The 22,383-nt window shown below is 51.9% G+C and carries 22 protein-coding genes, 1 pseudogene and 1 riboswitch; of the genes and pseudogenes, 16 read left to right on the top strand and 7 right to left on the bottom strand.

The window, feature by feature from the left end; genetic code table 11:
• Window positions 1-105 precede the first annotated feature (105 nt).
• Window positions 106-1,647 (top strand): sensor domain-containing diguanylate cyclase, encoded by a 1,542-nt coding sequence (locus DFO57_RS15640; RefSeq protein ID WP_194761662.1) that lies wholly within the window; start codon window positions 106-108, stop codon window positions 1,645-1,647.
• 60 nt (window positions 1,648-1,707) lie between these two features.
• Here the strand turns inward: DFO57_RS15640 and DFO57_RS15635 are convergent, their stop codons facing one another.
• Window positions 1,708-2,448 carry a nitroreductase family protein gene (locus DFO57_RS15635; protein ID WP_029569646.1) on the bottom strand — a complete coding sequence of 247 codons (741 nt, stop codon included), beginning with the start codon at window positions 2,446-2,448 and terminating at the stop codon, window positions 1,708-1,710.
• 317 nt (window positions 2,449-2,765) lie between these two features.
• Here DFO57_RS15635 and DFO57_RS15630 point away from each other — a divergent pair, with 317 nt between their 5' ends.
• Window positions 2,766-3,398 carry a LysE family translocator gene (locus DFO57_RS15630; RefSeq protein WP_013027933.1) on the top strand — a complete coding sequence of 211 codons (633 nt, stop codon included), beginning with the start codon at window positions 2,766-2,768 and terminating at the stop codon, window positions 3,396-3,398.
• A 194-nt stretch (window positions 3,399-3,592) separates the two neighbouring features.
• Here the strand turns inward: DFO57_RS15630 and DFO57_RS15625 are convergent, their stop codons facing one another.
• Complete coding sequence (locus DFO57_RS15625; protein WP_110015506.1) at window positions 3,593-4,150, bottom strand: GNAT family N-acetyltransferase; 558 nt, start codon at window positions 4,148-4,150, stop codon at window positions 3,593-3,595.
• A 341-nt stretch (window positions 4,151-4,491) separates the two neighbouring features.
• On the opposite strand from DFO57_RS15625, the pseudogene DFO57_RS15620 reads away from it, so the two are divergent.
• Window positions 4,492-6,156 (top strand): annotated as a pseudogene (locus tag DFO57_RS15620) (methyl-accepting chemotaxis protein).
• 456 nt (window positions 6,157-6,612) lie between these two features.
• Here DFO57_RS15620 and DFO57_RS15610 read toward each other — a convergent pair.
• Together DFO57_RS15610 and DFO57_RS15605 are read right to left on the bottom strand one after the other, a co-directional pair.
• On the bottom strand, window positions 6,613-7,545 hold the full coding sequence (locus DFO57_RS15610) for a DMT family transporter (RefSeq protein ID WP_110015505.1): 933 nt from the start codon (window positions 7,543-7,545) through the stop codon (window positions 6,613-6,615).
• Window positions 7,545-8,132 (bottom strand): TetR/AcrR family transcriptional regulator, encoded by a 588-nt coding sequence (locus tag DFO57_RS15605; protein WP_013027929.1) that lies wholly within the window; start codon window positions 8,130-8,132, stop codon window positions 7,545-7,547. Before DFO57_RS15605 ends, DFO57_RS15610 begins: the two co-directional genes overlap by 1 nt.
• Window positions 8,133-8,629: 497 nt before the next feature.
• Between DFO57_RS15605 and DFO57_RS15600 the strand changes: the two genes are divergently transcribed.
• Genes DFO57_RS15600 through DFO57_RS15580 form a run of 5 tightly spaced genes read left to right on the top strand, consistent with a single transcriptional unit; the run spans window position 8,630 to window position 13,693 of the window.
• Window positions 8,630-9,733: an ABC transporter ATP-binding protein gene (locus tag DFO57_RS15600; RefSeq protein WP_014598293.1), complete on the top strand. Its 1,104-nt coding sequence runs from the start codon at window positions 8,630-8,632 to the stop codon at window positions 9,731-9,733.
• Window positions 9,734-9,758: 25 nt separating this feature from the next.
• A complete protein-coding gene (locus DFO57_RS15595; RefSeq protein ID WP_014598294.1) occupies window positions 9,759-11,036 on the top strand; it encodes an ABC transporter substrate-binding protein in 1,278 nt (425 codons plus the stop codon).
• Window positions 11,037-11,040: 4 nt separating this feature from the next.
• Window positions 11,041-11,958 (top strand): carbohydrate ABC transporter permease, encoded by a 918-nt coding sequence (locus tag DFO57_RS15590; protein WP_014598295.1) that lies wholly within the window; start codon window positions 11,041-11,043, stop codon window positions 11,956-11,958.
• Window positions 11,955-12,773, top strand: a complete 819-nt coding sequence (locus DFO57_RS15585) for a carbohydrate ABC transporter permease (protein WP_014598296.1) — start codon at window positions 11,955-11,957, stop codon at window positions 12,771-12,773. The genes DFO57_RS15590 and DFO57_RS15585 overlap by 4 nt, the downstream gene beginning before the upstream one ends.
• Window positions 12,774-12,784: 11 nt before the next feature.
• Window positions 12,785-13,693, top strand: coding sequence for a metallophosphoesterase (locus DFO57_RS15580; RefSeq protein ID WP_014333205.1), 909 nt, complete (start codon window positions 12,785-12,787; stop codon window positions 13,691-13,693).
• Between the two features lie 280 nt (window positions 13,694-13,973).
• Here the strand turns inward: DFO57_RS15580 and DFO57_RS15575 are convergent, their stop codons facing one another.
• Window positions 13,974-14,852 (bottom strand): LysR substrate-binding domain-containing protein, encoded by an 879-nt coding sequence (locus DFO57_RS15575; protein WP_029571373.1) that lies wholly within the window; start codon window positions 14,850-14,852, stop codon window positions 13,974-13,976.
• A 100-nt stretch (window positions 14,853-14,952) separates the two neighbouring features.
• Between DFO57_RS15575 and DFO57_RS15570 the strand changes: the two genes are divergently transcribed.
• The 6 genes from DFO57_RS15570 (at window position 14,953) to DFO57_RS15545 (ending at window position 19,136) form a co-directional block, all read left to right on the top strand.
• Entirely contained in the window at window positions 14,953-15,267 is a 315-nt protein-coding gene (locus DFO57_RS15570) for a carboxymuconolactone decarboxylase family protein (RefSeq protein ID WP_028716082.1), read from the top strand.
• Between the two features lie 9 nt (window positions 15,268-15,276).
• Window positions 15,277-15,684 carry a tautomerase family protein gene (locus DFO57_RS15565; protein ID WP_019105923.1) on the top strand — a complete coding sequence of 136 codons (408 nt, stop codon included), beginning with the start codon at window positions 15,277-15,279 and terminating at the stop codon, window positions 15,682-15,684.
• A 10-nt stretch (window positions 15,685-15,694) separates the two neighbouring features.
• Window positions 15,695-16,231 (top strand): DUF4865 family protein, encoded by a 537-nt coding sequence (locus DFO57_RS15560; RefSeq protein WP_041457898.1) that lies wholly within the window; start codon window positions 15,695-15,697, stop codon window positions 16,229-16,231.
• Between the two features lie 213 nt (window positions 16,232-16,444).
• Complete coding sequence (locus DFO57_RS15555; RefSeq protein ID WP_014333199.1) at window positions 16,445-17,008, top strand: peroxiredoxin; 564 nt, start codon at window positions 16,445-16,447, stop codon at window positions 17,006-17,008.
• Between the two features lie 23 nt (window positions 17,009-17,031).
• Complete coding sequence (locus DFO57_RS15550; protein WP_013027917.1) at window positions 17,032-18,267, top strand: protein-disulfide reductase DsbD; 1,236 nt, start codon at window positions 17,032-17,034, stop codon at window positions 18,265-18,267.
• A 176-nt stretch (window positions 18,268-18,443) separates the two neighbouring features.
• A complete protein-coding gene (locus tag DFO57_RS15545) occupies window positions 18,444-19,136 on the top strand; it encodes an aspartate/glutamate racemase (RefSeq protein WP_110015504.1) in 693 nt (230 codons plus the stop codon).
• A 35-nt stretch (window positions 19,137-19,171) separates the two neighbouring features.
• On the opposite strand, the gene DFO57_RS15540 is transcribed toward DFO57_RS15545, so the two are convergent.
• The gene (locus DFO57_RS15540) at window positions 19,172-19,528 is read right to left on the bottom strand and encodes a cupin domain-containing protein (protein ID WP_013027915.1); all 357 of its coding nucleotides are present in this window, start codon (window positions 19,526-19,528) and stop codon (window positions 19,172-19,174) included.
• Window positions 19,529-20,060: 532 nt separating this feature from the next.
• On the opposite strand from DFO57_RS15540, the gene DFO57_RS15530 reads away from it, so the two are divergent.
• On the top strand, window positions 20,061-20,324 hold the full coding sequence (locus tag DFO57_RS15530; RefSeq protein ID WP_110015502.1) for a hypothetical protein: 264 nt from the start codon (window positions 20,061-20,063) through the stop codon (window positions 20,322-20,324).
• Between the two features lie 337 nt (window positions 20,325-20,661).
• Window positions 20,662-20,895, top strand: coding sequence for a hypothetical protein (locus DFO57_RS15525; RefSeq protein ID WP_014604649.1), 234 nt, complete (start codon window positions 20,662-20,664; stop codon window positions 20,893-20,895).
• Between the two features lie 122 nt (window positions 20,896-21,017).
• On the opposite strand, the gene DFO57_RS15520 is transcribed toward DFO57_RS15525, so the two are convergent.
• Entirely contained in the window at window positions 21,018-21,677 is a 660-nt protein-coding gene (locus tag DFO57_RS15520) for a DUF1345 domain-containing protein (RefSeq protein WP_013027911.1), read from the bottom strand.
• Window positions 21,678-22,263: 586 nt separating this feature from the next.
• Window positions 22,264-22,362: riboswitch (guanidine-I (ykkC/yxkD leader) on the top strand.
• The last annotated feature ends 21 nt before the right edge of the window (window positions 22,363-22,383 follow it).

The raw sequence follows: 22,383 nt of genomic DNA, 5'->3' as shown, positions 1-22,383 counted from the left end.
TCTAAACTGAAAACGGCAGATATAAATGGCCTGTCAGGATGTTATTGATAACACGTTGTTTCTGATATGTTGCATTATCCCGTGGCGAGAGAAGGGTTAACCAGCATGGAATTACGTCGAAAAAAAGATGCGGCGATGATGCGCCTTTCACCACTGCTCAGAAGCATTACCCTGGCGGGAAGTTTATTGACGATTGGCGTTATTGTGATCAATGTCTGGACGCTTTACCAGGACTGGCAAAGAACGGTTCGTATCACTGAAGAACGCGCCATTGATCTTTCTTTGGCTCAGGCCCGTCAGGCCGAAGATACCTTTCTGCAAACGGAACTGTCGCTGCGTGAAGTCCAGCGTGAAATCGAGTCTCAGGCAGAGACGGGCGGAAATGTCTCAACCCTCAACGACATTATGCGGACGTTACAGAGCCGCCTGCCGCAGCTGGAGGGTATTTTCTATTACGATGCGCAGGGGCGATGGGTCGCCAGTTCGTTAATGCAGTCGTTTTCAGGAAATAACGCCGACCGGGAGTATTTCAGCTATCATCGCAACAATCCACGCAACAGCCTGCACGTGGGGCCTGCATTACGAAGCCGCAGTTCGGGCCGCTACGTTATTCCTGTTTCGCTGCGCGTCAGTGATACCTACCAGGGATTCCGTGGTGTACTCCTTGCCACGGTGAGCATCGATTACTTTCGTCACTACTACGATTATTTTGTTATTGGTCCCAAGGACTTACTGGCGCTGATGCTGGCAGACAGCACCGTGCTCTATGCTCGTCCTTTGTCGAACAGCTACATTGGTAAAAATCTCTCCTCCAGCCCGCTTTTTCACCAGCTGTTAGCCAATGCCGAACGCGGCAGCGGCCAGTGGAAAGCGAAGGTTGACGGCGTAACCCGCATTTTTGGTTTCGCCAGTTCAAGCCGTTACCCCTTGGTTGTCGCTGCAGGATTTGACAAAGAGGGGCTTTTGATTAGCTGGGCCGAAAGCCGGGTTCAGGGCGTAGTATTAAGCCTGGTGCTTCTGATGGCGATCATTCTGCTGTGGATGTTGATACGGCATGAGGCCAAACGTAGCTTACGCTATCAAATTGAATTAACCCATCTCAGGGATGAACTGACCGAAGCGAATCATTCACTGGAGAATCTGGCAAACGGCGATGGGCTTACGGGGCTGGCTAACCGCCGGTACTTTGACCACTTTCTGATAAAAAGCCTGCTGCACGGCCGCAGTAGCGGTGGGCCGGTATCATTAATCCTTTTCGATATCGATTATTTCAAACGCTACAACGATACCTACGGCCATGTCGCGGGTGACGCCTGTTTACAACAAGTAGGACGCTTACTGAAGACGTTTGCCCAGCGCCGCATCGATATCGCCGCACGCTATGGCGGAGAAGAATTTGCCATCGTGTTAGCCGACACCTGCGCCGCGGATGCGTTAAAAATAGCCTCAAGCGTGGTTGAGGCCGTCAGGAAGTTAGCGATACCGCACAGCTCGACAGGGCTGGAAACCGGGTGCGTCACGCTGAGTGCCGGCGTGGCAACAACGGTGGCAGGGGAAGGGCCAGAAAGGGCGGAACGATTAATTAAACGGGCGGATGAAGCGCTCTATCGTGCTAAACACGAGGGGCGAAACGGGGCAAGGGGTTAGCCTGTGAGAGTTGAGCCAGAGGGAAAGACATCGCCCGGGCATTGCCCGGACGAATGACGGTTATTTGTCGCTACCAAATCCCTGTTTGTGCAGTGCAGGCAGGACTTTTGGGAAATAGATGTGCTGATAGTATCCGCTCACGCTGTCGCTCCAGCTTTCGCCGTCAGCTCGCCCGGTGGCTTGCCAGTGCTGAACCATTTCGGCATTGTAAGCGGCGATCTGCTGTTCCAGACCTTCGGTGTGATAGCTTTCTTCGTGACGGAAGGTCTGCAGAGGCAGGCGCGGCTTCTGGAAAGCGGGCTGGTCGACGTAACCGATAACGACGCCCGCGACAGGGAAAGTATATTCCGGCAAATTAAGCAGTTCGATCATCGCGTCCGGATCGCGGCGAATTCCCCCGATGGGCACGATGCCTAAACCTTCCGCCCGCGCAGCGGCCATAATACTGCCTAGTGCAATGCCTACGTCAGTCGCGCCAGAAACAATACTTTCAATGCTGTCCTGAGCAACCTGCTCTTTGCCCACAGCCGCCATGGCGACCCGGGATTTATGCATATCGAGAACGACGGTAATAAAAACGGGCGCTTTGGCAATCCAGGGCTGTCCACCGGCAATCTCTGAAATGGCCTGACGTTGAGCGGCATCCCGCGTAACCACCAGTGAAACCTGTTGTGAGTTAACGGAGGTAGGGGCGCGATAGGCGGTGCTGATAATGCGATCAAGGATGGCATCGTCAACAGGTTTATCGGTAAAGCTGCGCTCACTTTTATGGCTGGTGAACAGATTAATAATATCGCTCATTATTGCTCCAAAAAGGGTAACCCAAGAATTCGTTTCCCAAGGATAGCAAATACAGACTGGCACCTCTTTAACCGCACTGGCTTTAAGCTGCCGATTAATAACAAATTTAACAGGTGAGTCAGGCTGTTCGTGGGTAACCAGCAAAGGTATTAAACAGATGCGCCTGGGTGGTGAGCGATGAACGATAGTGACGAGCAAGAAGCTGCTTCATCGGGCCTGTTTCGTTTTCGAATCCCGGAGACAACACAATCCACCCTGTGAAAACGGATCATTTCCTTTAGAATAGCCGCTCTGATTATTCCCTACCGAGGTCCAGGATGTTGATTTCAAGCCTTATGGCCATTGCTGCCGTTCTGATTATGGGGGTGATAAGCCCCGGCCCAAGCTTTATCTATGTTGCCAGAAATGCTGTTGTGCATTCTCGTCTTCACGGAATCGTGACCGCTTTAGGCACTGGCGTTGGTGCTGCGATTTTTGCCCTGGTCGCGATGCTTGGGCTACAGAGGCTGCTACTTTTGGTGCCGGAACTGTTTGTGGTTATGAAGGTGGCGGGCGGGTTTTACTTATTATGGCTGGCTTTTAACATCTTCAAAGGTGCATCTCAGCCTGTACACCTCGCGTTGAATGGACAAAATGGGCACAGCAAGACATGGCTAAAAACATTCAGAGATGGGTTATTAACACAACTGAGCAATCCCAAAACAGCCATTATCTTTGCCTCTATTTTTAGTGCCCTTTTGCCTAAAAATATCCCGTTACTGTTTTATGTCGTCATCCCTCTGATGAGCTTTTTGATCGATTTTGTCTGGTACTCCATCGTTTCTGTCGCGCTGTCTGCCGAGAAACCGCGTCAGGTATATTTACGTATCAAGACGTCAGTTGATCGCGTTTCCTCAGCGGTCCTGGGCATACTGGGTATCAAACTAATCTCCTCATCATTCACCAAATAAGCAGCCTGACTGTTTACCCTGGGCGCGCTTAATCATTCGTTCTTTCTCCTGTGGCTCGCCGGAAAGGGAAACCGTGGGTGAGAGGACACAGATGGGTTGATTTGAGGGTAACGACCCGTCCCGGCATAAAGCGGACATGCGTAACAGTCTAGAGCCGCGCTCAGCGAAAGGCTGACTTCACAGGATGGGGAGAGTCAACCGCCATATCTGTAGATCAAGGTATCGTCAGTCATTCCCATGCTGTCGAGGCGCTCGTTAACCAGTCTGGCTTCCAGTTTGAAACCGCATTTTAATGCAACGGACTGACTCCGCACATTACGTCCCGCGACACGAATTTCAATTCTCTTTGCGTGCAAAAAATCGGAGGCTATTTTAGTGGCCAGTTTGCACGCTTCGGGCATGATGCCTTTGCCCAGTGCATTGGTTGCAAGCCAGTAGCCGATTTCGACGTAAGAGATAGCCTGATTGCGGATGAACAAGCTTATGCAGCCTAAGAGTTCATCTGACTTGCGTTCAATGATTAAAAACTTATATTCGTCTCTGTCATTCAGGAAGTTATCTGCGGCATCTGCCATGTTTTTCTCAACTGAATCAATAGAGTGAAAACCCGGAGACCAGAGTAAGAACTCATGATGAAGTGAGCTGAACGCATTCAGTTTTCGTTGCATTTCTTCTGCACGGCCCAGGTCAGGCGCTGTCAGATAAAGCATGTCATGCTGCCGAAAAGAAGAAGGAATATCATCCAGATACATAAAAATCTCCTTAGTGCGGGTTATCTTTTTTATCATAAGCGATGAAAAGCTGCATTAGCCTAACTGAGTGAAAAGGGTGAGCCGTGCCCATTCAGGCAAAAAACAGCCAGCTTATTGCGCAATGTCCACATTCAGCAGAAAGCGAAACTTGAGCAGCCTTTCGCGGCTTTGTTAGCCCTGGGTTTTACGCGATATTCACGTTTATGTTCAGGCCCTGCACATTCTCACTCTACTCATCTCCATAACTCACCAGCCTCTCTCTAAAAAAATCAAGTTTTCGTTGATTTCGACGATTTACTAAGCGTTGGTTTTTTATTTTTTAAATACACACAGGGTGAGTTATGACAATTTCACAGCGACTTTATCTTACGTTTTCTATGCTCTCAGCTTCTCTCGTTTCTATGGTTATTATTTCCATCGTGGTCGTTACTGGCTTCCAGTATCGCTTTCACTATGTTCAGATTAACGCCATACCTTCGATCATCGACTTAAACGTACTGATTGATGAGAACAATGAACTTCTCATTAAGCTATACGACTATCAGGGCGCAAAAGACCCTGCCAGGCAGGGGCAAATTGAATCAGAAATGAACAAAACGGTTGAGCGCCTTAATACCCTCAATCAGCATTATCTTGAGAATGATATATCCAGCGACGAAGATCTGCGGCTGACCAAAGAGGCGTTCGTCATGATTAAAAACATTCATGACAGGCTGCTGCCTTTCCTGCAGACCAACAGGATTCCCCAGTCATCATCGACGGCGAACTCAGATGAAAGCAGTAAAAATCTGAGTGAAGCCATTCGCACGCTTACAAGCAGTTACCGTAAGCAACTGCAGATAAATATTGATATCGGCACTCAACTGGATGAAACCAATACCCATATCTACTATACGACTCTATGGGGACTGATTGCCGGCTCTGGCGCCGTCATCCTTGTATTGGGTTTTTTCACGATCAAAACCATCATGTCTATACGCCGTTAGTTGAACGGCATGCGTCAGACCATGGAAGAGGCCAGTGAAAAACTCGACCTGACTCTCAGGGTTGATGAGTCACGTCATGATGAAATCGGCCTGACGGCAAGGGCCTTCAACCATCTGATTGAGAATGTTTCAGATTCACTGTCTAAGGTGGAAGCTTCTGCTCAGTCGGTAAGCTCTGCTTCTGCACAGATTTCGGCGGGTAATGAAGACCTGTCCTCCCGTACGGAAGAGCAGGCGGCCTCCCTGGAGCAGACAGCAGCGAGTATGTCCGAGCTTAGCGAAACCGTCCGTCAGACCGCTGAAAATACGCGTCTTGCCAGTCAGTTGGCGAAAAACGCCCGGGATATCTCAGAAGACAGTGCTGGTCGTGTCCGCACACTACTGTCCACTATGAGTGACATCAGGGCAAGCTCAGCCAAAATCACTGACATCATTGCACTCATTGAAGGGATTGCCTTCCAGACCAACATCCTGGCGCTGAATGCCGCCGTTGAGGCTGCACGTGCTGGTGAGCAGGGGCGGGGATTTGCGGTCGTGGCGGGTGAGGTTCGTAATCTTGCACAGCGCTCATCCTCTTCAGCTCGTGAAATCAAGGAGTTGATTGAGTCATCAATGGGCTTTGTCGAGGCCGGTTCTGAGCAGGCGGAAGGGGTAGGCTCTAACATGTCACGCATGAATGATGCGGTGCGGCAGGTCACTGATCTGGTGGATGAAATATCCGTAGCCGCCGGAGAACAGTCGCAAGGCATCAGCCAGGTCCATCAGGCCGTAAATCAGATGAATGGAGCGACACAGCAAAACGCCGCACTGGTTGAGCAGGCCTCCGCAGCATCGCGTTCTCTGATAGATCAGGCCTCCACGCTGGGTCATTTAGTGGGTGCCTTCACGATTACGCTTGCGGGTCAGTTAGCCAGTAATAATCGGGAGCAAAACCGCGCCGCAGCGGTATCGTCGCCGGTTTTTAAGAAACCGCAGACCGCAGTGGTTGGCGGACAGGATCAAAACTGGGAGCAGTTCTGATAAAAGTAGGCCATAAAAGGTTCTGATAAGGATCGAAATCTGGCAGCTTTTAAACGCCTGATGCCCTGCAACAGGCGTTTTATATTTGATAAGGGCAGACCGAGAGGGCTGAGACATCGCTGCTGATGTTGGTAATGTCAGCCATGAGCAAAAAGCGAAAGGTATCGTCCCGCCTGAACCCTCGGAGACGCCAGGCAGGAGAACATTCGATTTCTCTGGTCCTGTCTTCATCGTACCCGGACTGACTATGCAGATTACCCTGGGGCCCTGTAAATCCTGGACGTTATTGTTGATACAGGCGCCACATGACACCTCTGCTCAGGTTCAGGGACGGAGTCAGTTATCATTCTCCAGGCGGGTTTTGCTTTCCTCAAGCTTAATGAGAGCGCCCGTGCGTATGTCGAGAGCCCAGAATGCATCGAAGGCCGCTTTTTCCTCCTTTTTCCTGCCCCCAGATTAAAGGTTATCAGCCCGGCGTTGGGCTGAAGGGGAGGCGCGCTTGCCCGCTGGAAAGGTGATCACACCCAGGCAGGCAATAATGAGTCCTACACCGGCCCAACCTGAAAGCGGCAGCCTTTCCCCGACAAGCAGAACGGCCAGCAGAGCGGCGACGACCGGCTCCAGCAGCGTGATCGTGGTTGCCATGCTGGCCGGGATGCGCGCCAGTCCGTAGCCATAGCAGAGATATCCCAGAAACATTGGAACCAGCGCCATATATATCCCGACGGCGGCATTATTCCAGGTTTCCAGAAGCGGTGCGCCGGTCATCAGAAGGACAGGGACAAGCAGGATACCGCCCGCTCCAAAGGTCGCCCCCATTGCCGCGCGTGGAGCTATGCCGCCCTGCATTAACCGCCGCGCAGACCACGAATAAAGGGCATAGGTAAAACCAGCCAGCAGCCCCAGCGTAATGCCCGTCATTGCAGAACCTTGTCCATTACTGTGCCCACCGCTTTCCGCAAGGCAAAGCAGGATCATGCCGGCAAGCCCTGTAGCGGCACCGCCTGCCCACTGCTTTGTGAGGCGTACGCCTTCAAGACGGTACTCAATGAGGGCTGACAGTAGCGGGGCAGAGCCGATGGAAATGACAGTGCCGACAGTGACCCCGGCATAGCGCATAGACGCATAAAAAGCGAGCGGATAAACCGTCACTGCGAGGGCACCCGTCAGCAGAAAAGGCCAATGCCGAAAAATCAGTCGCCGCTGTCGAATAAGCGGGGTTGCAGCGATAAGTCCCTGGAACAGTCCACCGATACCCATTGCCACCGAGCCCACGGCGAGCGGGCTTAAAGCCGGGGCAAAGGTGGCGGCTGTACCGGTCGTTCCCCAGAGCGCAGCCGCGATAATGACGGCCGTTGCGCCACCCGTTTGGTGTACGGATGCAGGCATCAGTATGCCTCCATCAGTTGTTCAGCAATCATACCGGCCTGACTCACGCAGTCGCTGTTACCTTCCAGCCCGGCTCGTGAAATGCTGCCTTCCAGTAGAAAAGCGAAGTGCCGTGCCATCTTGCGCGCGCTTTCTGCATCACCCATCATCAGGTCTGTCAGATGCGCGGTCAGAATCGCCTCCACTTCCTCCTTGTGCTCACGAACGGCCTGTCGTCCCGGCGCGCTGGCGGGCAACTCTGCTGCTGCGTTCAGCAGGCCACATCCGCGAAAACCGTTTTCATAGGCAAATTCAGCATGGTCCTCATAAGCCGCGAATACGGCCAGTACCCGTTCTTTCGGCGTCATGGCAAGGTCCAGACGATTTTTGTACAAGGCAAGCCATTCCTCGTGACGAACCCTGAGATAAATCGCGACCAGCTCATCTTTAGAGGCAAAGTTGTTATATAAGCTTTTTTTGGCGACCCCGGCCCGCTTTACGATGGCATCGATACCTGTCCCGTTAATGCCGTGGTTGTAAAACAGCACGCGCGCCGCACTGAGCAACTTATCATAAGCAGTTTCTGCGCTGGCAGATTGAGTTGGCATGACGATAACCTTTGTTAGTGGTATGTATACCAGTCTACCTACTAAGCGGAAATATTCAACCTGTGTCTGTTTCCGGCAGTGAACAGTCGTTGCAGCCCTTTCTCTGTGGCTGCAGCGAGGATTCCAAGACGTTGTGTGAGTCTCTGGCGCTTTGCATGCGTCTGGTCATTTCTTATAGCATCCGGGGTGCCGCCGAACGTATTACGTTAGCCCTGGCCCTGTCGTGCAGCAGAATCGCATGCAGTCTCGGCTGGTCAATCAAGACGTTCAACGTCACTTATGGGCAAAACAGGTTGTCAGGATGCCGCTTTCTGCGTTCATTCGCTGTCAGGAACAAGAGGAAAAGCTCGGTCGCGACGGCGGCCTGGTAAGGCAGGGAAGGATAAGCCCGCATGATTAATCAATGGGTGCATCTTTTTTCTGTCATTTTTCAGCCATAAATCGTTCATTTTTCTCGGCTAGCTTACTGCAATTCTTATTTGCAAAGCGGCGCATGTATGAGCCATCTGGCGCTTCATCACATCACCAAGAGCTGGGGCGAGAAAATCGCACTGGATAATATCCATTTTGACGCCGCCGAAGGGACGTTCGTTGCTCTGTTGGGGCCTTCAGGCTGTGGTAAATCGACGCTGCTGCGCACTATTGCCGGCCTGGAGACGGCCGACACGGGTTCGGTGAGTTTCAATCATGTGGATATCACCCATTTGCCCCCCTCCCAACGCAAGCTCTCCATGGTGTTTCAGTCTTATGCGCTTTTTCCTCACCTGAGCGTTAAAGAAAATTTGTTATTTGGCTTAAAAGCCCGCGGTGAAGATAAGCTCACGTTTGCCGATCGTCTGAGTCGGGTCAGTAAGTTGATGGAACTGGAGGCGTTGCTGGATCGCTTGCCGTCCCAGTTGTCCGGTGGTCAACAACAGCGTGTGGCACTGGGGCGAGCCGTTATCGCCAACAATACGCTCTGCCTGATGGATGAACCCCTTTCTAACCTTGATGCCAAGCTACGCCAAAGCATGCGCCGTGAGATCCGTGCCTTACAGAAGAAGTTGGGTCTGACAATGATCTATGTCACTCACGATCAGACGGAAGCCATGAGCATGGCGGACAGCATTATTTTGCTGAACGCGGGACGAATTGAGCAGCACGACACACCTGATAATCTCTACAACAACCCTGCCAGCGTGTTCGCGGCACAGTTTATTGGCGCACCGCCCATGAACATCCTGCCGCTCGCCTGCCACAACGCGAACCACTATCTGAGTCCGCTCAGGGAGCCTGTCGTCGAAGGTTTCACCGCCGGCGCACTCAGTCTGGGCATTCGGGCTGAAGATATTCAGCTTATTAACGCTGATGGCGCGGTGCTGACGGCCAGCGTGGTGAGTTACGAATATATGGGGGCTGATACCTTATTAATGTGCCAGCTTGCTCACAGCCACGAAACATTAACGGTGACGGTAGCAGGGATGAAACGGTTCAGTGAGGGAAGCCTGGTGGGGCTGCAATGGCCTGCTGATAAGCAATACCTGTTTTCCACCGATAACGGTAAACGCTGTTTGCATGCAGAACAGCTGATGTCTGTTTCGTCCAAAAAATACGCGGTTTAACGATCTTTTTACCTAAGGGAAAATCATGTCTGCTATTCGTCTGTCACATCTGCTTCCTGCATTGCTTATCGCAACCAGCGCGTCAGTTTTTGCTGCCGATCCGGTAAAACTGCAAATGTATTATCCCATCGCAGTGGGAGGCGAGATCAGCCACACCGTTGAAGCACTGGTTGCCGATTTCGAAAAAATTCATCCCGAAGTCAGTATTCAGCCGGTCTATACCGGTGACTACGCCACGACGGTGACCAAAGCATTGACCGCTTTTCGTGGCGGTAATGCGCCACAAATGGCCGTTATTGGCGATATCGAAGCTTATTCACTGATGGATGCGGGGGCGATTGTCGCGGCCAGCGATCTGGCCAAAGACGATGAGGGTAAGAAATGGATCGACAGTTTCTATCCTGCTTTCTTACGCCATATCAATGGAAAAGTCTGGGGCGTTCCTTTTCAGCGCTCGACCGTGGTGCTGTACTGGAATAAGCAGGCGTTTGAAAAAGCGGGTCTGGATGCTGATACGCCGCCTGCGAACTGGCAGCAGGTGGTGGACTTTGGCAAAAAGCTGGTCGTGAAAGACGGGCAAAACGTCAGCCAGTGGGGCATCGAAATTCCGACTACGCCAAATGGCTATTGGGTGTTTCAGGGGTTTGCTGCGACCAATGGCGCGCATCTTGATAATGGCAAGGGCACGGCCGTGTATTTTAATAAGCCCGGGAACATTGAAACGCTACAGTGGCTAACCGATCTCGGTCAGAAAGAGGGCGTTTCACCTAAAGGCGCCGTGGCATGGGGCACCACGCCACAAGATTTTTTGAGTGGCAAAACCGCGATGATGGTGACCACCACGGGTAATCTGAGCGTGGTGCGTAAAAATGCGACGTTCCCGTTTGGTGTCGCGATGCTTCCTGAAAAGACACAGCGCGGAAGCCCGACCGGTGGCGGTAATCTGTATGTCTTCAAAAATGCATCCCCGGCACAGCAGAAAGCCGCCATGGCGTTTATCCGTTGGGTCACCGCCCCTGAACAGGCTGCTCGCTGGAGTATTGCTACCGGTTATGTCGCGACTTCACCCGCCGCCTGGGAAACGCCAGCCATGAAAGACTATGTGAAACAGGTTCCGCAGGCGCTGGTGGCACGTGAGCAACTTAACTATGCCCAGCCAGAACTCTCGACCTATAACAGCGTGCAAATTCAGGAGGCGCTGAACCACGCCATTGAAGCCGCGATAACCCAGACGAAAACCCCGGCAGAAGCACTGGAAGCTGCCCAGAAGCAGGCCGATCGTTTGCTGAAGGCTTACCAGTAATACGATGGCGATGAACACACTTGCAACAGCATCCCCTGCTTTACGCTCAGGCGTCGGATCATTACAGCTGTGCGGCTATTTGCTGATCTTACCGGCACTGGGTTTTTTATTGCTGTTTACCCATTATCCTGCTCTGGCGACGGTGTGGGAAAGTCTGTTCAGCGCCTCACGTAACGGTCATCCGGCCCAGTTTGTTGGGCTGGATAACTACGCTGCGCTGCTGGATGACGATGTGTTTATCCGGTCGTTGTGGAACAATCTGCTCTATGCCCTGGTCACTATCCCTTTGGCGGTGATGCTGGCTCTGCTCATGGCATTGGCCGTTAACCGACGACTGGCGGCTAACGCCGTGATACGTGCGGCTTTTTTTATTCCCTCTCTTCTGCCAATGATTGCGATTGCTAACCTGTGGCTGTTTTTTTACACGCCACAGTTGGGCTTACTGAACAAACTTCTGTCGCTGTTTTCCATTGCTCCGGTTAACTGGCTTGGCGAGCCGGGCACCTCCCTGTGGTGCCTGATGGCGGTCTCCGTCTGGCGTGAGGCCGGTTTCTTTATGATTTTCTATCTTGCTGCCCTGCAGCAAATTGATCCGCGCGTGCGTGAAGCGGCGGAAATCGAAGGGGCATCAAAGGGCTATTTCTTCCGGCGCGTCCAGTGGCCATTGCTGATGCCGACCACGTTATTTGTCTTGATCAATGCATCTATGAATGCGTTTCGCATTGTCGATCAGGTTATTGCGATGACGAATGGCGGCCCGGACAACAGCAGTAGCCTGCTGCTGTTTTACATCTATCGCACAGCATTCAGTTACTGGGATTTACCGGCAGCCGCGGCCATGACCGTGGTGTTGCTGCTGATTTTGGCGGCGATTGCGCTAGTTAAATTTAAGTTGATGGATAAACGAGCCCACTATCAATGAAGCCTTCCTTTTCTGTTGGCCGCCTCGGCCTGAATCTGATTATCTGGTTAGCGGCGCTGCTATGGCTGCTCCCTATCCTGGTGGCGCTGTGGGTTGCGGTGCATCCCGCGGCAGAGCAGGGCAGCTTCAGGCTTTTTGCGCCGCTGACGCTGCAAAATTTTATTAACGCCTGGCATGCTGCCCCCTTTGCCCGTTACTTCATGAATACGATTTTGCTGGTGACGATGATCGTTACAGTCCAGCTGGTGTTGGCCACGATGGCGGCTTACGCACTGGTCCGTTTTCGCCTGAAGTATTCGGGCATGTTGTTTGCCCTTATCCTGTTGCAGCTCATGATCAGCCCCGATGTGCTGATCCTGAATAACTATAAAACCATTGGCGCACTGGGCCTGCGCGATACATTGACCGGCATTGCCTTACCGTATTTTGCGTCTGCCTTTGCCATCTTCCTGCTGCGCCAGACGTTTAAAAGCATCCCCTTAGTGCTGGAAGAGGCGGCGATCGTGGAAGGCGCCAGCCGGTTTTATATCTTACGTAAGATCTACATCCCGCTGGCCAGACCGATTTATATCGCCTTTGCGTTAGTCTCTGTCAGCTTTCACTGGAATGATTTTCTCTGGCCGCTGGTGATTACCGACTCGGTTAAGGTACGGCCCTTAACCGTCGGGCTGCAGCTATTTTCCGCGCCAGAGCAGGGCGTGCAGTGGGCGCTTATTGGTGCAGCAACATTGATGACAACGCTGCCGCTTTTGCTGCTCTTTCTGATATTTCAGCGTCAGTTTATTCAGTCTTTCATGCGTGCCGGTATACGTTAAGGTGAACGCCAATGTTAACGCCTCACTCGCTTAGTCTGCAGCAGCGCGAACTGCTGGCGGAGGTCGTACCGCTGTATCAACCGCCGTTGCTGCGTCCCTTACCTGCGCGGAACAACGTTGTTCGTTTTGGTTTGATCGCCGACCCGCAATATGCGGATATCGAACCGGATGTTGACAACCATCTTTACTATCGCAACGGACTACAAAAACTGCACCAGGCCATCACGGCGCTCAACGCTCAGCCGCTCGATTTTGTGGTGACCCTGGGCGATCTCGTCGATCGCGACTGGTACAGCTATGCTGCGGTATTGCCGGTATATCAAGAATTAAAGCATCCCCATGCCGTGGTGCTGGGTAATCATGATGCGCAGACGATTGCCACACGACTTGAAGGTAAGGTTCCCCTACCCAAGAGCTATTACGCTTTCCGTTTTAACGGCTGGCGCTTCATTGTCTACGATGGCAATGATATGAGTCTTTACTGCAATGCGCTCAACGGCACCGATCGCCAACAGGCGGCAGCGTTGCTGGCCCGGCTGCAACATGAGCATCAACCCCACGCGCAGCCCTGGAACGGTGCCGTGGGCGCGCAACAGTTGGTGTGGATAGAGCAGCAGTTACAGGCGGCACAGCAGTGCGGAGAAAGCATCGTGGTATTCGGGCATTATCCGCTGGCTCCCGGGAATACGCATATGTTAATGAACGCCGACGCGCTGGTGAATTTATTCACCCGCTACCGGGTGCGCGCCTGTTTTGCCGGACACGATCATCGCGGAGGCTATGCCCGTATTCTGGACACCGACTTTTTTATCATGAAGGGCATGCTCGACGGCCCTTCAGTTGTGCCCTTCGCGTGGGTGGAAGCAGACGGTGATACGCTCAGCGTAAAAGGCTATGGTGGAGAGATAAGCCGGGGGTAAACAGCATTGGCGATGGATGTCACAAAAGTGTGAGCACAGTATTTTTTGTAACGATTTTAGTTACAGCATACTGTAATTGGCCTTACTCAGGTGCCCGCGTCAAGATTAGCGCAGCAAGCAGGAGAGGTGCCAAAGCCGGGCCGGACAAAAAGCAGGGCGTTGTTTAAACGACCACAATCTGACAGCCCTGTGCTCAGCCTCAACCGCCAGAAATACCTGCCTGTCCGGTCATCGATTGATGCTGTCTATTGGCTGGATTTCTTCAGGCGCGGTAGTTGGCTTATGTGCCATGAAAGTGCGTTTTTATCATCTGGCAAAGCGAGGCTGCTGCGGCTGATACATTTTTTTCAGACTGATGCAGACAAACGCCAATCGCGCCAGTATCTGGCAATTTTTGCTGGTCAAATATCGCGAGTGATGACGGCATGCCCGTTTGTGTTCGCAACGTCATTCCGAGCCCGGCCGCCGCGGCCGCCCATATCCCGCTCAGGCTTCTGCTGGTAAACGCAATGCGCCAGGGGATATTCATGCTGTCCAGGGCCGCTGTCGCCGCGCTACGCATCAGACAGGGTGCTTCAAAAACCAGTAACGGCAGAGGTCGGTTCCGATCGATAAATGCGCCGATATCGAAATCTTTTGCGCCAATCCAGCAGAGTGGTAATGACCCGAGCGACTCGCTGTAAGCGGTGCTCTCGTCACCCTGCCAGCTCAGGGCAACATCAAGTTCATTGTGACGTATTGCATCCAGCAGAGGCTTGTTGCGGGTCACGGTCGCGGAGACCTGTACGTCGGGGTGCGCACGTGAAAATTGCCCAAGAAGAGAGGGGAGAAGTGATTCTCCAAAATCTTCCTGCAATCCCAGCCGAACCTCGCCACGGATGCCCACCGATTTCACCGCCTGGTAAGCTTCGTCGTTGAGACTCATCAGCCTGCGCGCATAGGCAAGCATCATTTCCCCCTGGGCAGTAAGGACCAGATGTCGTCCTGACTTTTGCACCAGTGCGGCGCCTGCCTGCTGCTCAAGCTTTTTAAGCTGAGCGCTTACCGCCGATGTTGAACGCCCCAGGCGCTCTGCAGCAGCAGCAAAACTTCCCAACTCAATACCGGTGACAAAGGTTCGTAATGTTTCAGCATCGAACGTAACGGGTCTTTTCGCCATTTTTCATCCCGTTTTATGGGATTCAGGGTCCCAATATTTCTGATTTTATAGATCGTCAAAGCATCCTATCTTTCTACCACATCCTCAAGGAGAAACAAAAATGAACACGATAAAGGTGAGTCGGGAAAATATGGCCGGAATAGCACCCAAGCTGGCACGTCTCAGTGAAGAGGTCTTATTTGGCGATATCTGGCAGCGGGACGGGCTTTCACCGCGTGACAGAAGTCTGATTACGGTCAGCGCCCTCATTGCACTGTATCGAAATGAACAGCTGGGCTGGCATCTGGAATTTGCTCGCCAAAATGGCATTTCAGACGATGAAATTATCGAAGTGATAACGCATCTTGCCTTTTATTGCGGCTGGCCCAACGCCGTTTCCGCGTTGACCGTCTTCAAAAACACACAGCCTGAGTGAGGGATACCGATGCCTGTAAGCCATATAGCCATCTCAACAGCGCGTTTTCAGCAGTGGAGAGAGAAAATTTCTGCTGCGTTACAGCAATCGCTTGAAGCTTCATTTTCCGTACCGCGCGGAGACTGCTTTCAGTTTTTTGATTGTTATGACGCGCACAGCCGGATTTTTGATCGGCATTATCTTTGTGGTGCTGAGGCGGGCCGCAGCAATGACTTTCTTCTGTTTACCATTACCGCAGGTAAAACGCGTAATACGCAGCAGAAACAGGCCTTTTATCAGGATCTGACCCGGCGTCTTGAAAAATCGATGGGTATAAAGCCCCATGATGTCATGATCGTTCTTCATTTCACTCAGCCAGAAGACTGGTCTTTTAGTCATGGGAAGATGTTTAACCTGGCGGATATTCCCCAACTTTAAGGAGAAAACCATGCTTGCTATGCAATACCGTTTTGTTCTTCCCGCCGATTACGACATGACGATTATTCAACGCCGGATTGATGACAACGGATATAAGATGGCGGGATTTCCTGGTCTCATATTCAAAGCCTGGCTTTATGCGTGCAAAGCCAAAGGTCCCACAAACACGGATGAAAATGTGTATGCGCCCTTTTATCTTTGGCAGGACGCAGAGAGCATGCACTGTTTTTTGTCTGGGGCAGGTTTTAAAAAGCTTACTGAGGATTTTGGCTGGCCGCAGGTGCATACCTTCCCGGTGTTATCGGCCAGGCTGTCGCCAGAGATGGTTCAAGCCGGTTTTGCTTCCCTGAACGTCAGCACCGTTCCTGCTTACGCCGATCTCGCCGGGTTAACACAGCCCCCAAAACAAGCCGGGGCGTTAGCACGCGTATCGGCTCTGGATACCTTTCACTGGCGCCACATAGATTTTTGTCTCTGGACAACGGCGCCCGCGCAAGATTCGGGCCATTTTCAGCGTTATCAGGTAGGGCATCTCTCTGTTCCCTGAATATTTACCGTCTGACACAAAATTATCGCCTAACCGCATATCTAAATGATCGGTTGTAAGACTATCTTACTGTAGATGCCAGACACGTTTGCATTAACGCTCTGGTGACGCTATCGCGTTATTCCATGACGCAAACTTTTTCATTTTTAGTGAATGAACCTAGTATTAACGTGCAAGGGGCACTTATGCCTGCTTGTCGACGGAGAAAAGAGAATGCGTATCAAGAATCACCTGAAAATGCTGACGGCTGCATCATTACTGGCACTGAGCCTTCCAATGACCTCCGCGTTCGCGGCACTGCCGGTGGGTGCAAAGGCGCCGGATTTCAAACTGGAAGCCGCACTGGCAGGTAAAGAAACCACCTTCTCTTTACAGCAGGCACTGCAAAAAGGCCCGGTCGTTCTTTATTTTTTCCCGGCGGCGTTTAGTGCAGGCTGTACCTTAGAGGCGCATGCCTTTGCAGAAGCGACAGATGACTTTAAAAAAGAGGGCGCAACGGTAATCGGCGTCACCGCAGGTAATACTGACCAGATTGAGAAATTTTCTAAACTTGAATGCCGCGATAAATTCACCGTTGCTGCCGATCCGGGTGCAAAAGTGGCTGCAGAATACAAAAGTACGATGGAGATGAAAGGTAAAACGCTTTCCGATCGTACGTCTTATGTTATTGCACCGGATGGCAAAATCCTGCTGAGTTATACGGATAAAAATCCAGAATCACACATTCAGAAAACGCTGGATGCCGTGAAAAAATACCGCCAGGCCAACCCGGCTTAATTCCCGATCTGGACAAATAAATCATGTTGACTGCTATCGCCGCCGCTTTTCTGGGCGGCATCATACTTAATCTCATGCCCTGTGTGTTCCCGGTCATTTCGCTCAAGGCGTTGAGTCTGATACGGCATCACGCCAGGCCCGCACAGGCTCGTGCAGAAGGGCTCGCTTTTCTGGCTGGCGTAGTGGTCACCATGATGTTACTGGTTGGTCTGCTGTTGCTGGCGAGATTCGGTGGGTCATCAGTGGGCTGGGGTTTTCAACTGCAGTCACCGCTGGTGATTGCGTTGCTGGTTCTGGTGATGCTGGCATCCGCACTTAATCTGTTTGGCCTGTTCGAGGTGGGATTATCACTTCAGCGGGCCGGCGAAGTCGGGGGCGAGCGGGGTGGATTGACCGGGTCCGCATTAACGGGGGCGCTGGCTATTGTTGTTGCTACCCCGTGCAGCGCGCCCTTTATGGCCAGCGCCATAGGTTATGCGCTTGTACAGCCCCCCGTTATCAGCTTTATTATCTTTCTTTCTCTGGCGTTGGGCTTTGCTGCGCCTTTCACCTTGATTTCCTTTTTCCCTGTCGTTGCCCGAATACTGCCGTCGCCGGGTGCCTGGATGATCACCCTAAAACATGGCCTGGCGTTTCCGATGCTGGGTGCGGCGGGTTGGTTAATCTGGGTGCTGGAACGGCAGGCTGGCTCGACGGCGCTGGCAGCGATACTGACCTGTTGCCTGCTGCTGGGTTTTGCCGCCTGGCTGTATGGCCTGGCTCAGAAGCGGCAGATGATGGGAAGGCGGCACTGGGCTCTGCACATCGCCACAGCTGTTGTAATTATCCTGTTGGTACCACCGTTATTTACGCTGAAAACCTCGACGGCAGCCCCTGATTCTTCGGATGTTGTGGCAGCGGCTGCGGTGGCATGGTCGCCCCAAAATGTGGACGCTATAAAAGGCCAGGGTAAACCGGTTCTGGTGAATTTTACCGCCTCCTGGTGCATTACCTGTCAGGTTAATGAACGTACCTCGCTGTCAACCCAGGCAGTAAAGACGGCTATGGCGCGCACCAACACCATTTATATGATTGCTGACTCAACAAAGTACAATCCTGACGTTGAGCAGGCACTCAGTGATTTTGGCCGTGGTGGTTTGCCGCTGTATGTGGTTTATCCTGCTGACGGCGGAAAACCCGTTGTCCTGCCTCAGGTGTTAACGCCGGGGATCGTCATCACGGCATTGCAGCAGGCGAGTGAAAAAGGCAATAAAACGTGATGGTAGATCCCTGCCGGGCATTGGATTTCCGCTGCCCGGCGGCGGTAAGGCTCTGGCGGTAACGGGTTAGCGCAACGCCTGAAAACACGCGGCTAACCCGTCATAATCCTTTCAGGCAACGCGCAGTTTTATTATCCTCGACAGGCTTTGGCAGTGATCTATTTCAAAGGAGAGTGATGAAAACAATCGGCCTTATAGGCGGCATGAGCTGGGAATCAACGCTCCCTTATTATCGGTTGATCAATGAGGGAATCAGAAGCAAATTAGGCGGTTTACACTCGGCAAAGCTGCTTCTGCACAGCGTGGATTTTCATGAAATTGAAGCCTGCCAGCGCAGTGGCGACTGGGATCGGGCTGGTGAACTACTGGCTAAGGCTGCCGTGGGTCTGGCGGGCGCCGGTGCAGACGCAATCGTCTTATGTACCAACACGATGCACAAGGTTGCCGGGGCGATTGAATCTCGCTGTCACTTGCCTTTTTTACATATCGCGGATGCGACGGGCAGGGCGATAACGAGCAAAGGCATGACCCGAGTAGCCTTGCTGGGCACGCGTTATACCATGGAGCAGGACTTCTATCTGGGCCGCCTGAATAAACAATTCTCAATTGCTACCCTGGTACCACCGGCAGAACAGCGTAACGTCATCAACCAAATCATTTTTGATGAACTCTGCATGGGGACATTTACGGAAGGCTCCCGCCAGTATTATCTTGAGGTGATACAGGAACTGGCTTCACAAGGTGCAGAAGGAGTCATATTTGGCTGCACGGAAATTGGTTTGCTGGTTTCAGAAGCACAAAGCGCGCTACCGGTATTCGATACAACGCGCATTCATGCGAACGATGCCGTCGATTTTATGCTGTCCTGATTCATCCTCAGTGGGATGAATCAGTGATCGAATTTTTACAGGGTGTCGAAAATCACATAAAGCTTGCGCATGGTGGTCTCCATGACCCATGTCCCTTCTGTATTCGCTTCAAAGAACAAGGTATCGCCAGGTTTGAAATGCTGTGGTGCTTCGCCATCCGCTGTGAAGGAACCCGTTCCTGACAGGAAATGCATCATCTCTGCTTGCTTAACGCCGCGACGATAACTGCCCGCCGTACATTCAAAAATGCCCATATCTGTATTCTCATGACCGGGGATCACCGTCTGCAGCCCTGCCAGTGCAATCTCGGGCGATCCCGGAAGGCCCTCAACGGTCCCCCATGATTCCAGCGTCTTGATTGAAGCGGGTTGATCAAGTTTTTGTACTTTCATTTCATGCTTCCTGAGCAGTCGTTAACGATGCAGCGTGGTCTGAATTGATACGTCAGCGTATACAAAAACAGAAAAACAAAGCGCGTCTTAAACGCTTCGGCATGAAAGTTATGCGCAGAATACATTGCGCTAAAAGCATGAAATTTCTGGCCGCGGCCTGCACAGGTTTTTGAGTATGGTGCTATCGATGCCAGGTTTAGACAGTTAGAGAGAAAGTGCAGCCAGTTACCGCTCATCCGCTCGTCATTGGTTAATGCTCTGCTCAGACAGGATTTGAAAAATGTGTAAGTAAGGGGGGATGTTGCAATATCAACGAACAGAATGAGGTAAATAAGATAATGATCTTAATCTTTATTATTTCCCTCCGCCTGGTGTTTTCTGTATCAGGCTGGCAAGGAGTAATCTGGTTTATCAGGTCCGTCTTAAAATGGAAATATATAGATTCTATTTTTACACTGCTGAGTTTGAATACAGCACAGAGCAGAACGGCTAACCGTTCTGTCCTTCCTGCGTAATCTCTAAAGGGCAAGTTATGAAAATGTTATCCGTAAAAGTGCCACTGCAAACAACGGCGTTCACCATCGCGACCTTGATTACCTTTCAGAATGCAGCACTGGCTGTATCTGTACATGAACAACAGTCAGCTTCTTCGCTGCAAAAGAACAATGCGGGCAGTGCGGGGAACATCAAACTTGCTGCTCATCAAAAGCCTTCAGGCGGTTTGCGCATTAATCCTGCCTGTTATGACACCGGCGAACCTTGCCCACACGATGAAACTCAGGATGATATGTCCTGAACCTGCTCGGTTTTACATCCTGAACTGATTGTTTAGCCTTTTAATTATGCTCAACCCCCTCAAAGAACTGCACCTCAAAAGCTGGACGTTTGACTGAGTAAGGTGCAGTTTTTTATATTCTCTTACATCTCCTTCCCGTCGTTATCGATAAGCGTTAAGGACTGAATATTGTGCTAAAAAGCGCCTGTTATGATATCGCTATCACTCCCGGAACGTTAAATGCTTAACGGCGGGTAAACGGTTTCAAGATTTACTGACTTCGGCCAGCAGAAGCGTCCTGACTAACTATGCTCAGTAGATATTAATGCGTATTCGCTATTTATCAGGGAGTCATTCGATGAAAAAATTGTCAGTTGTTCTTGTTACCGCGGGTCTGCTCATGGCGATGAGTTCACAAGCTGAAGCCAAAGGCTGTCTAAAGGGCGCGGCCGTGGGCGGCGTGGCAGGGCATCTTAAACATCACGGTGTCGCTGGGGCCGCAGCAGGCTGCGCTGTTGGACATCATATGGCCAAAAAGAAACAGAAAGAAGCGGCCAGTCAACAGCAAGGGCAACAGCAGCAGGGCGGTTAATTTTTCTCGCAGTCTCTGCACCCTTTCAAAGAGGGTGCAGCTTCCCGTCGCACAGGCTTTAAGCGGTAAATTCCCGTAACAGTCAATGCGCTTCTCTGCTGGCTATCGTCGCAGGCAGACTCTCAACTTAACAAACTGGCTGCCACATTCACGGACAGTCCCAGAATCGCCAGATTAAAAATAAAAGAGATAACCGACTGCAACAAGGCGATCTTGCGCATTTCTGTCGTGCCCGTCGCCACATCCGCCGTCTGGGATGCCACCGCGATGGTGAAAGAGAAGTAGAGAAAATCCCAGTAACCCGGATGCGTCGGTTTCTCCGGAAAGATCATCGGCGTGATACTGTTGCTGCGAAGCAGGTAATGCTGATGGGCATAATGCATGGCAAATGCGCTGGGTAGTAAGGCCCATGAGGCGATGAGCGTCATGGCAGTCAAAAGCAGATGCAGGGCCCGCGACGAGCCCGTCAGGCTTTTTAACGTGGGAAGCTCGCTCATGATGGCCACCATACTGATCATACAGGCCACGATGACCAGCCCCAGCACCAGCGCGGCACTTTGATCCTGCATCTGGGCGATTCGTTTAATCTCATCTGGCGCGGTACGCAACATGCGAAACCAGATAAACCACAGATAGAGCCATGCCAGCACGTTCCAACTGATTAACAGTCTCTGCATTTGCCCCAGATGCTCAGGCAGTAAAACATAGCAGACGAGACCTGCCACCACAGAGATCAGCAGGCGCAACCGGGCAAACAGATTTGAGCGAAGGGAAGAGGACATGGTCGTGTTTTTGCTGGTTACTGAGTCAGTTAACTGTAGTGCAGGCCGGATGACCCTGCTGCAAAAAACGCGCGACGTTTATGGTGGGTTAAAGAACCGGCAGAACGCAAAGCCAGTCTCTGTGTAGCACGCCACTGCCATACCCGCGTGCGGGCATCAACAGCAGTAATGGAGGGTCAACAAACGAGAAGTGCGGATGGTCACCGTTGAAAGCGTGTACGTTCCCTTAAACTACAAGGATGGCTATCGCCTAATAGTGGCTCCTTGGCCGCGCGACATGTACAGGATTAAAGCACCTCGCGCCATCAGCGGTATTGCGTCAGGCGTTATACCGTCACGCCTCGTCAGGATGGACACTACCGCTGCAACGTCGCCCAGAAACCGCGCTTATGCTTATGATGTAAGGACTGCACAGCATATTTCGTGTTCCAGTCAGCACTGATTATGTGCAATGCCCCTCGGTCACTCATCATTCTGGTGCTTCGTCACCAGGAATAATTATAAGTAACTGATTTTTATCGTCATTAATTCTGGCACGTCAATTGCAAAAACCTGATCGGTAAGCAGCGCAACACATAATCTGAATTAAATAGCTGGCTAGGGTTCCGGTTCACGCAGGTGAATGTCTGGTCCGAGAGCTGGCGACCTCTGAGAGGTTACACGGCGGGACAAAAGCCCGGGAGACAGCAGCACCGTCAGGTGTCGC

Source organism: Pantoea sp. AG702 (assembly GCF_003182295.1).
In the GTDB taxonomy this organism is placed as follows: Bacteria; Pseudomonadota; Gammaproteobacteria; order Enterobacterales; family Enterobacteriaceae; genus Pantoea; species Pantoea ananatis.
This window is presented reverse-complemented; position numbering and strand designations above follow the sequence as displayed.

Coding starts and splice junctions, on each gene's coding strand:
- DFO57_RS15600 (WP_014598293.1), top strand. CDS start 8,630: ATGAGCCATCTGGCGCTTCATCACATCACCAAGAGCTGGGGCGAGAAA.
- DFO57_RS15630 (WP_013027933.1), top strand. CDS start 2,766: ATGTTGATTTCAAGCCTTATGGCCATTGCTGCCGTTCTGATTATGGGG.
- DFO57_RS15540 (WP_013027915.1), bottom strand. CDS start 19,528: ATGAAAGTACAAAAACTTGATCAACCCGCTTCAATCAAGACGCTGGAA.
- DFO57_RS15595 (WP_014598294.1), top strand. CDS start 9,759: ATGTCTGCTATTCGTCTGTCACATCTGCTTCCTGCATTGCTTATCGCA.
- DFO57_RS15585 (WP_014598296.1), top strand. CDS start 11,955: ATGAAGCCTTCCTTTTCTGTTGGCCGCCTCGGCCTGAATCTGATTATC.
- DFO57_RS15520 (WP_013027911.1), bottom strand. CDS start 21,677: ATGTCCTCTTCCCTTCGCTCAAATCTGTTTGCCCGGTTGCGCCTGCTG.
- DFO57_RS15530 (WP_110015502.1), top strand. CDS start 20,061: ATGAAAATGTTATCCGTAAAAGTGCCACTGCAAACAACGGCGTTCACC.
- DFO57_RS15590 (WP_014598295.1), top strand. CDS start 11,041: ATGGCGATGAACACACTTGCAACAGCATCCCCTGCTTTACGCTCAGGC.
- DFO57_RS15555 (WP_014333199.1), top strand. CDS start 16,445: ATGCGTATCAAGAATCACCTGAAAATGCTGACGGCTGCATCATTACTG.
- DFO57_RS15640 (WP_194761662.1), top strand. CDS start 106: ATGGAATTACGTCGAAAAAAAGATGCGGCGATGATGCGCCTTTCACCA.
- DFO57_RS15575 (WP_029571373.1), bottom strand. CDS start 14,852: ATGGCGAAAAGACCCGTTACGTTCGATGCTGAAACATTACGAACCTTT.
- DFO57_RS15550 (WP_013027917.1), top strand. CDS start 17,032: ATGTTGACTGCTATCGCCGCCGCTTTTCTGGGCGGCATCATACTTAAT.
- DFO57_RS15580 (WP_014333205.1), top strand. CDS start 12,785: ATGTTAACGCCTCACTCGCTTAGTCTGCAGCAGCGCGAACTGCTGGCG.
- DFO57_RS15565 (WP_019105923.1), top strand. CDS start 15,277: ATGCCTGTAAGCCATATAGCCATCTCAACAGCGCGTTTTCAGCAGTGG.
- DFO57_RS15610 (WP_110015505.1), bottom strand. CDS start 7,545: ATGCCTGCATCCGTACACCAAACGGGTGGCGCAACGGCCGTCATTATC.
- DFO57_RS15605 (WP_013027929.1), bottom strand. CDS start 8,132: ATGCCAACTCAATCTGCCAGCGCAGAAACTGCTTATGATAAGTTGCTC.
- DFO57_RS15525 (WP_014604649.1), top strand. CDS start 20,662: ATGAAAAAATTGTCAGTTGTTCTTGTTACCGCGGGTCTGCTCATGGCG.
- DFO57_RS15560 (WP_041457898.1), top strand. CDS start 15,695: ATGCTTGCTATGCAATACCGTTTTGTTCTTCCCGCCGATTACGACATG.
- DFO57_RS15570 (WP_028716082.1), top strand. CDS start 14,953: ATGAACACGATAAAGGTGAGTCGGGAAAATATGGCCGGAATAGCACCC.
- DFO57_RS15635 (WP_029569646.1), bottom strand. CDS start 2,448: ATGAGCGATATTATTAATCTGTTCACCAGCCATAAAAGTGAGCGCAGC.
- DFO57_RS15545 (WP_110015504.1), top strand. CDS start 18,444: ATGAAAACAATCGGCCTTATAGGCGGCATGAGCTGGGAATCAACGCTC.
- DFO57_RS15625 (WP_110015506.1), bottom strand. CDS start 4,150: ATGTATCTGGATGATATTCCTTCTTCTTTTCGGCAGCATGACATGCTT.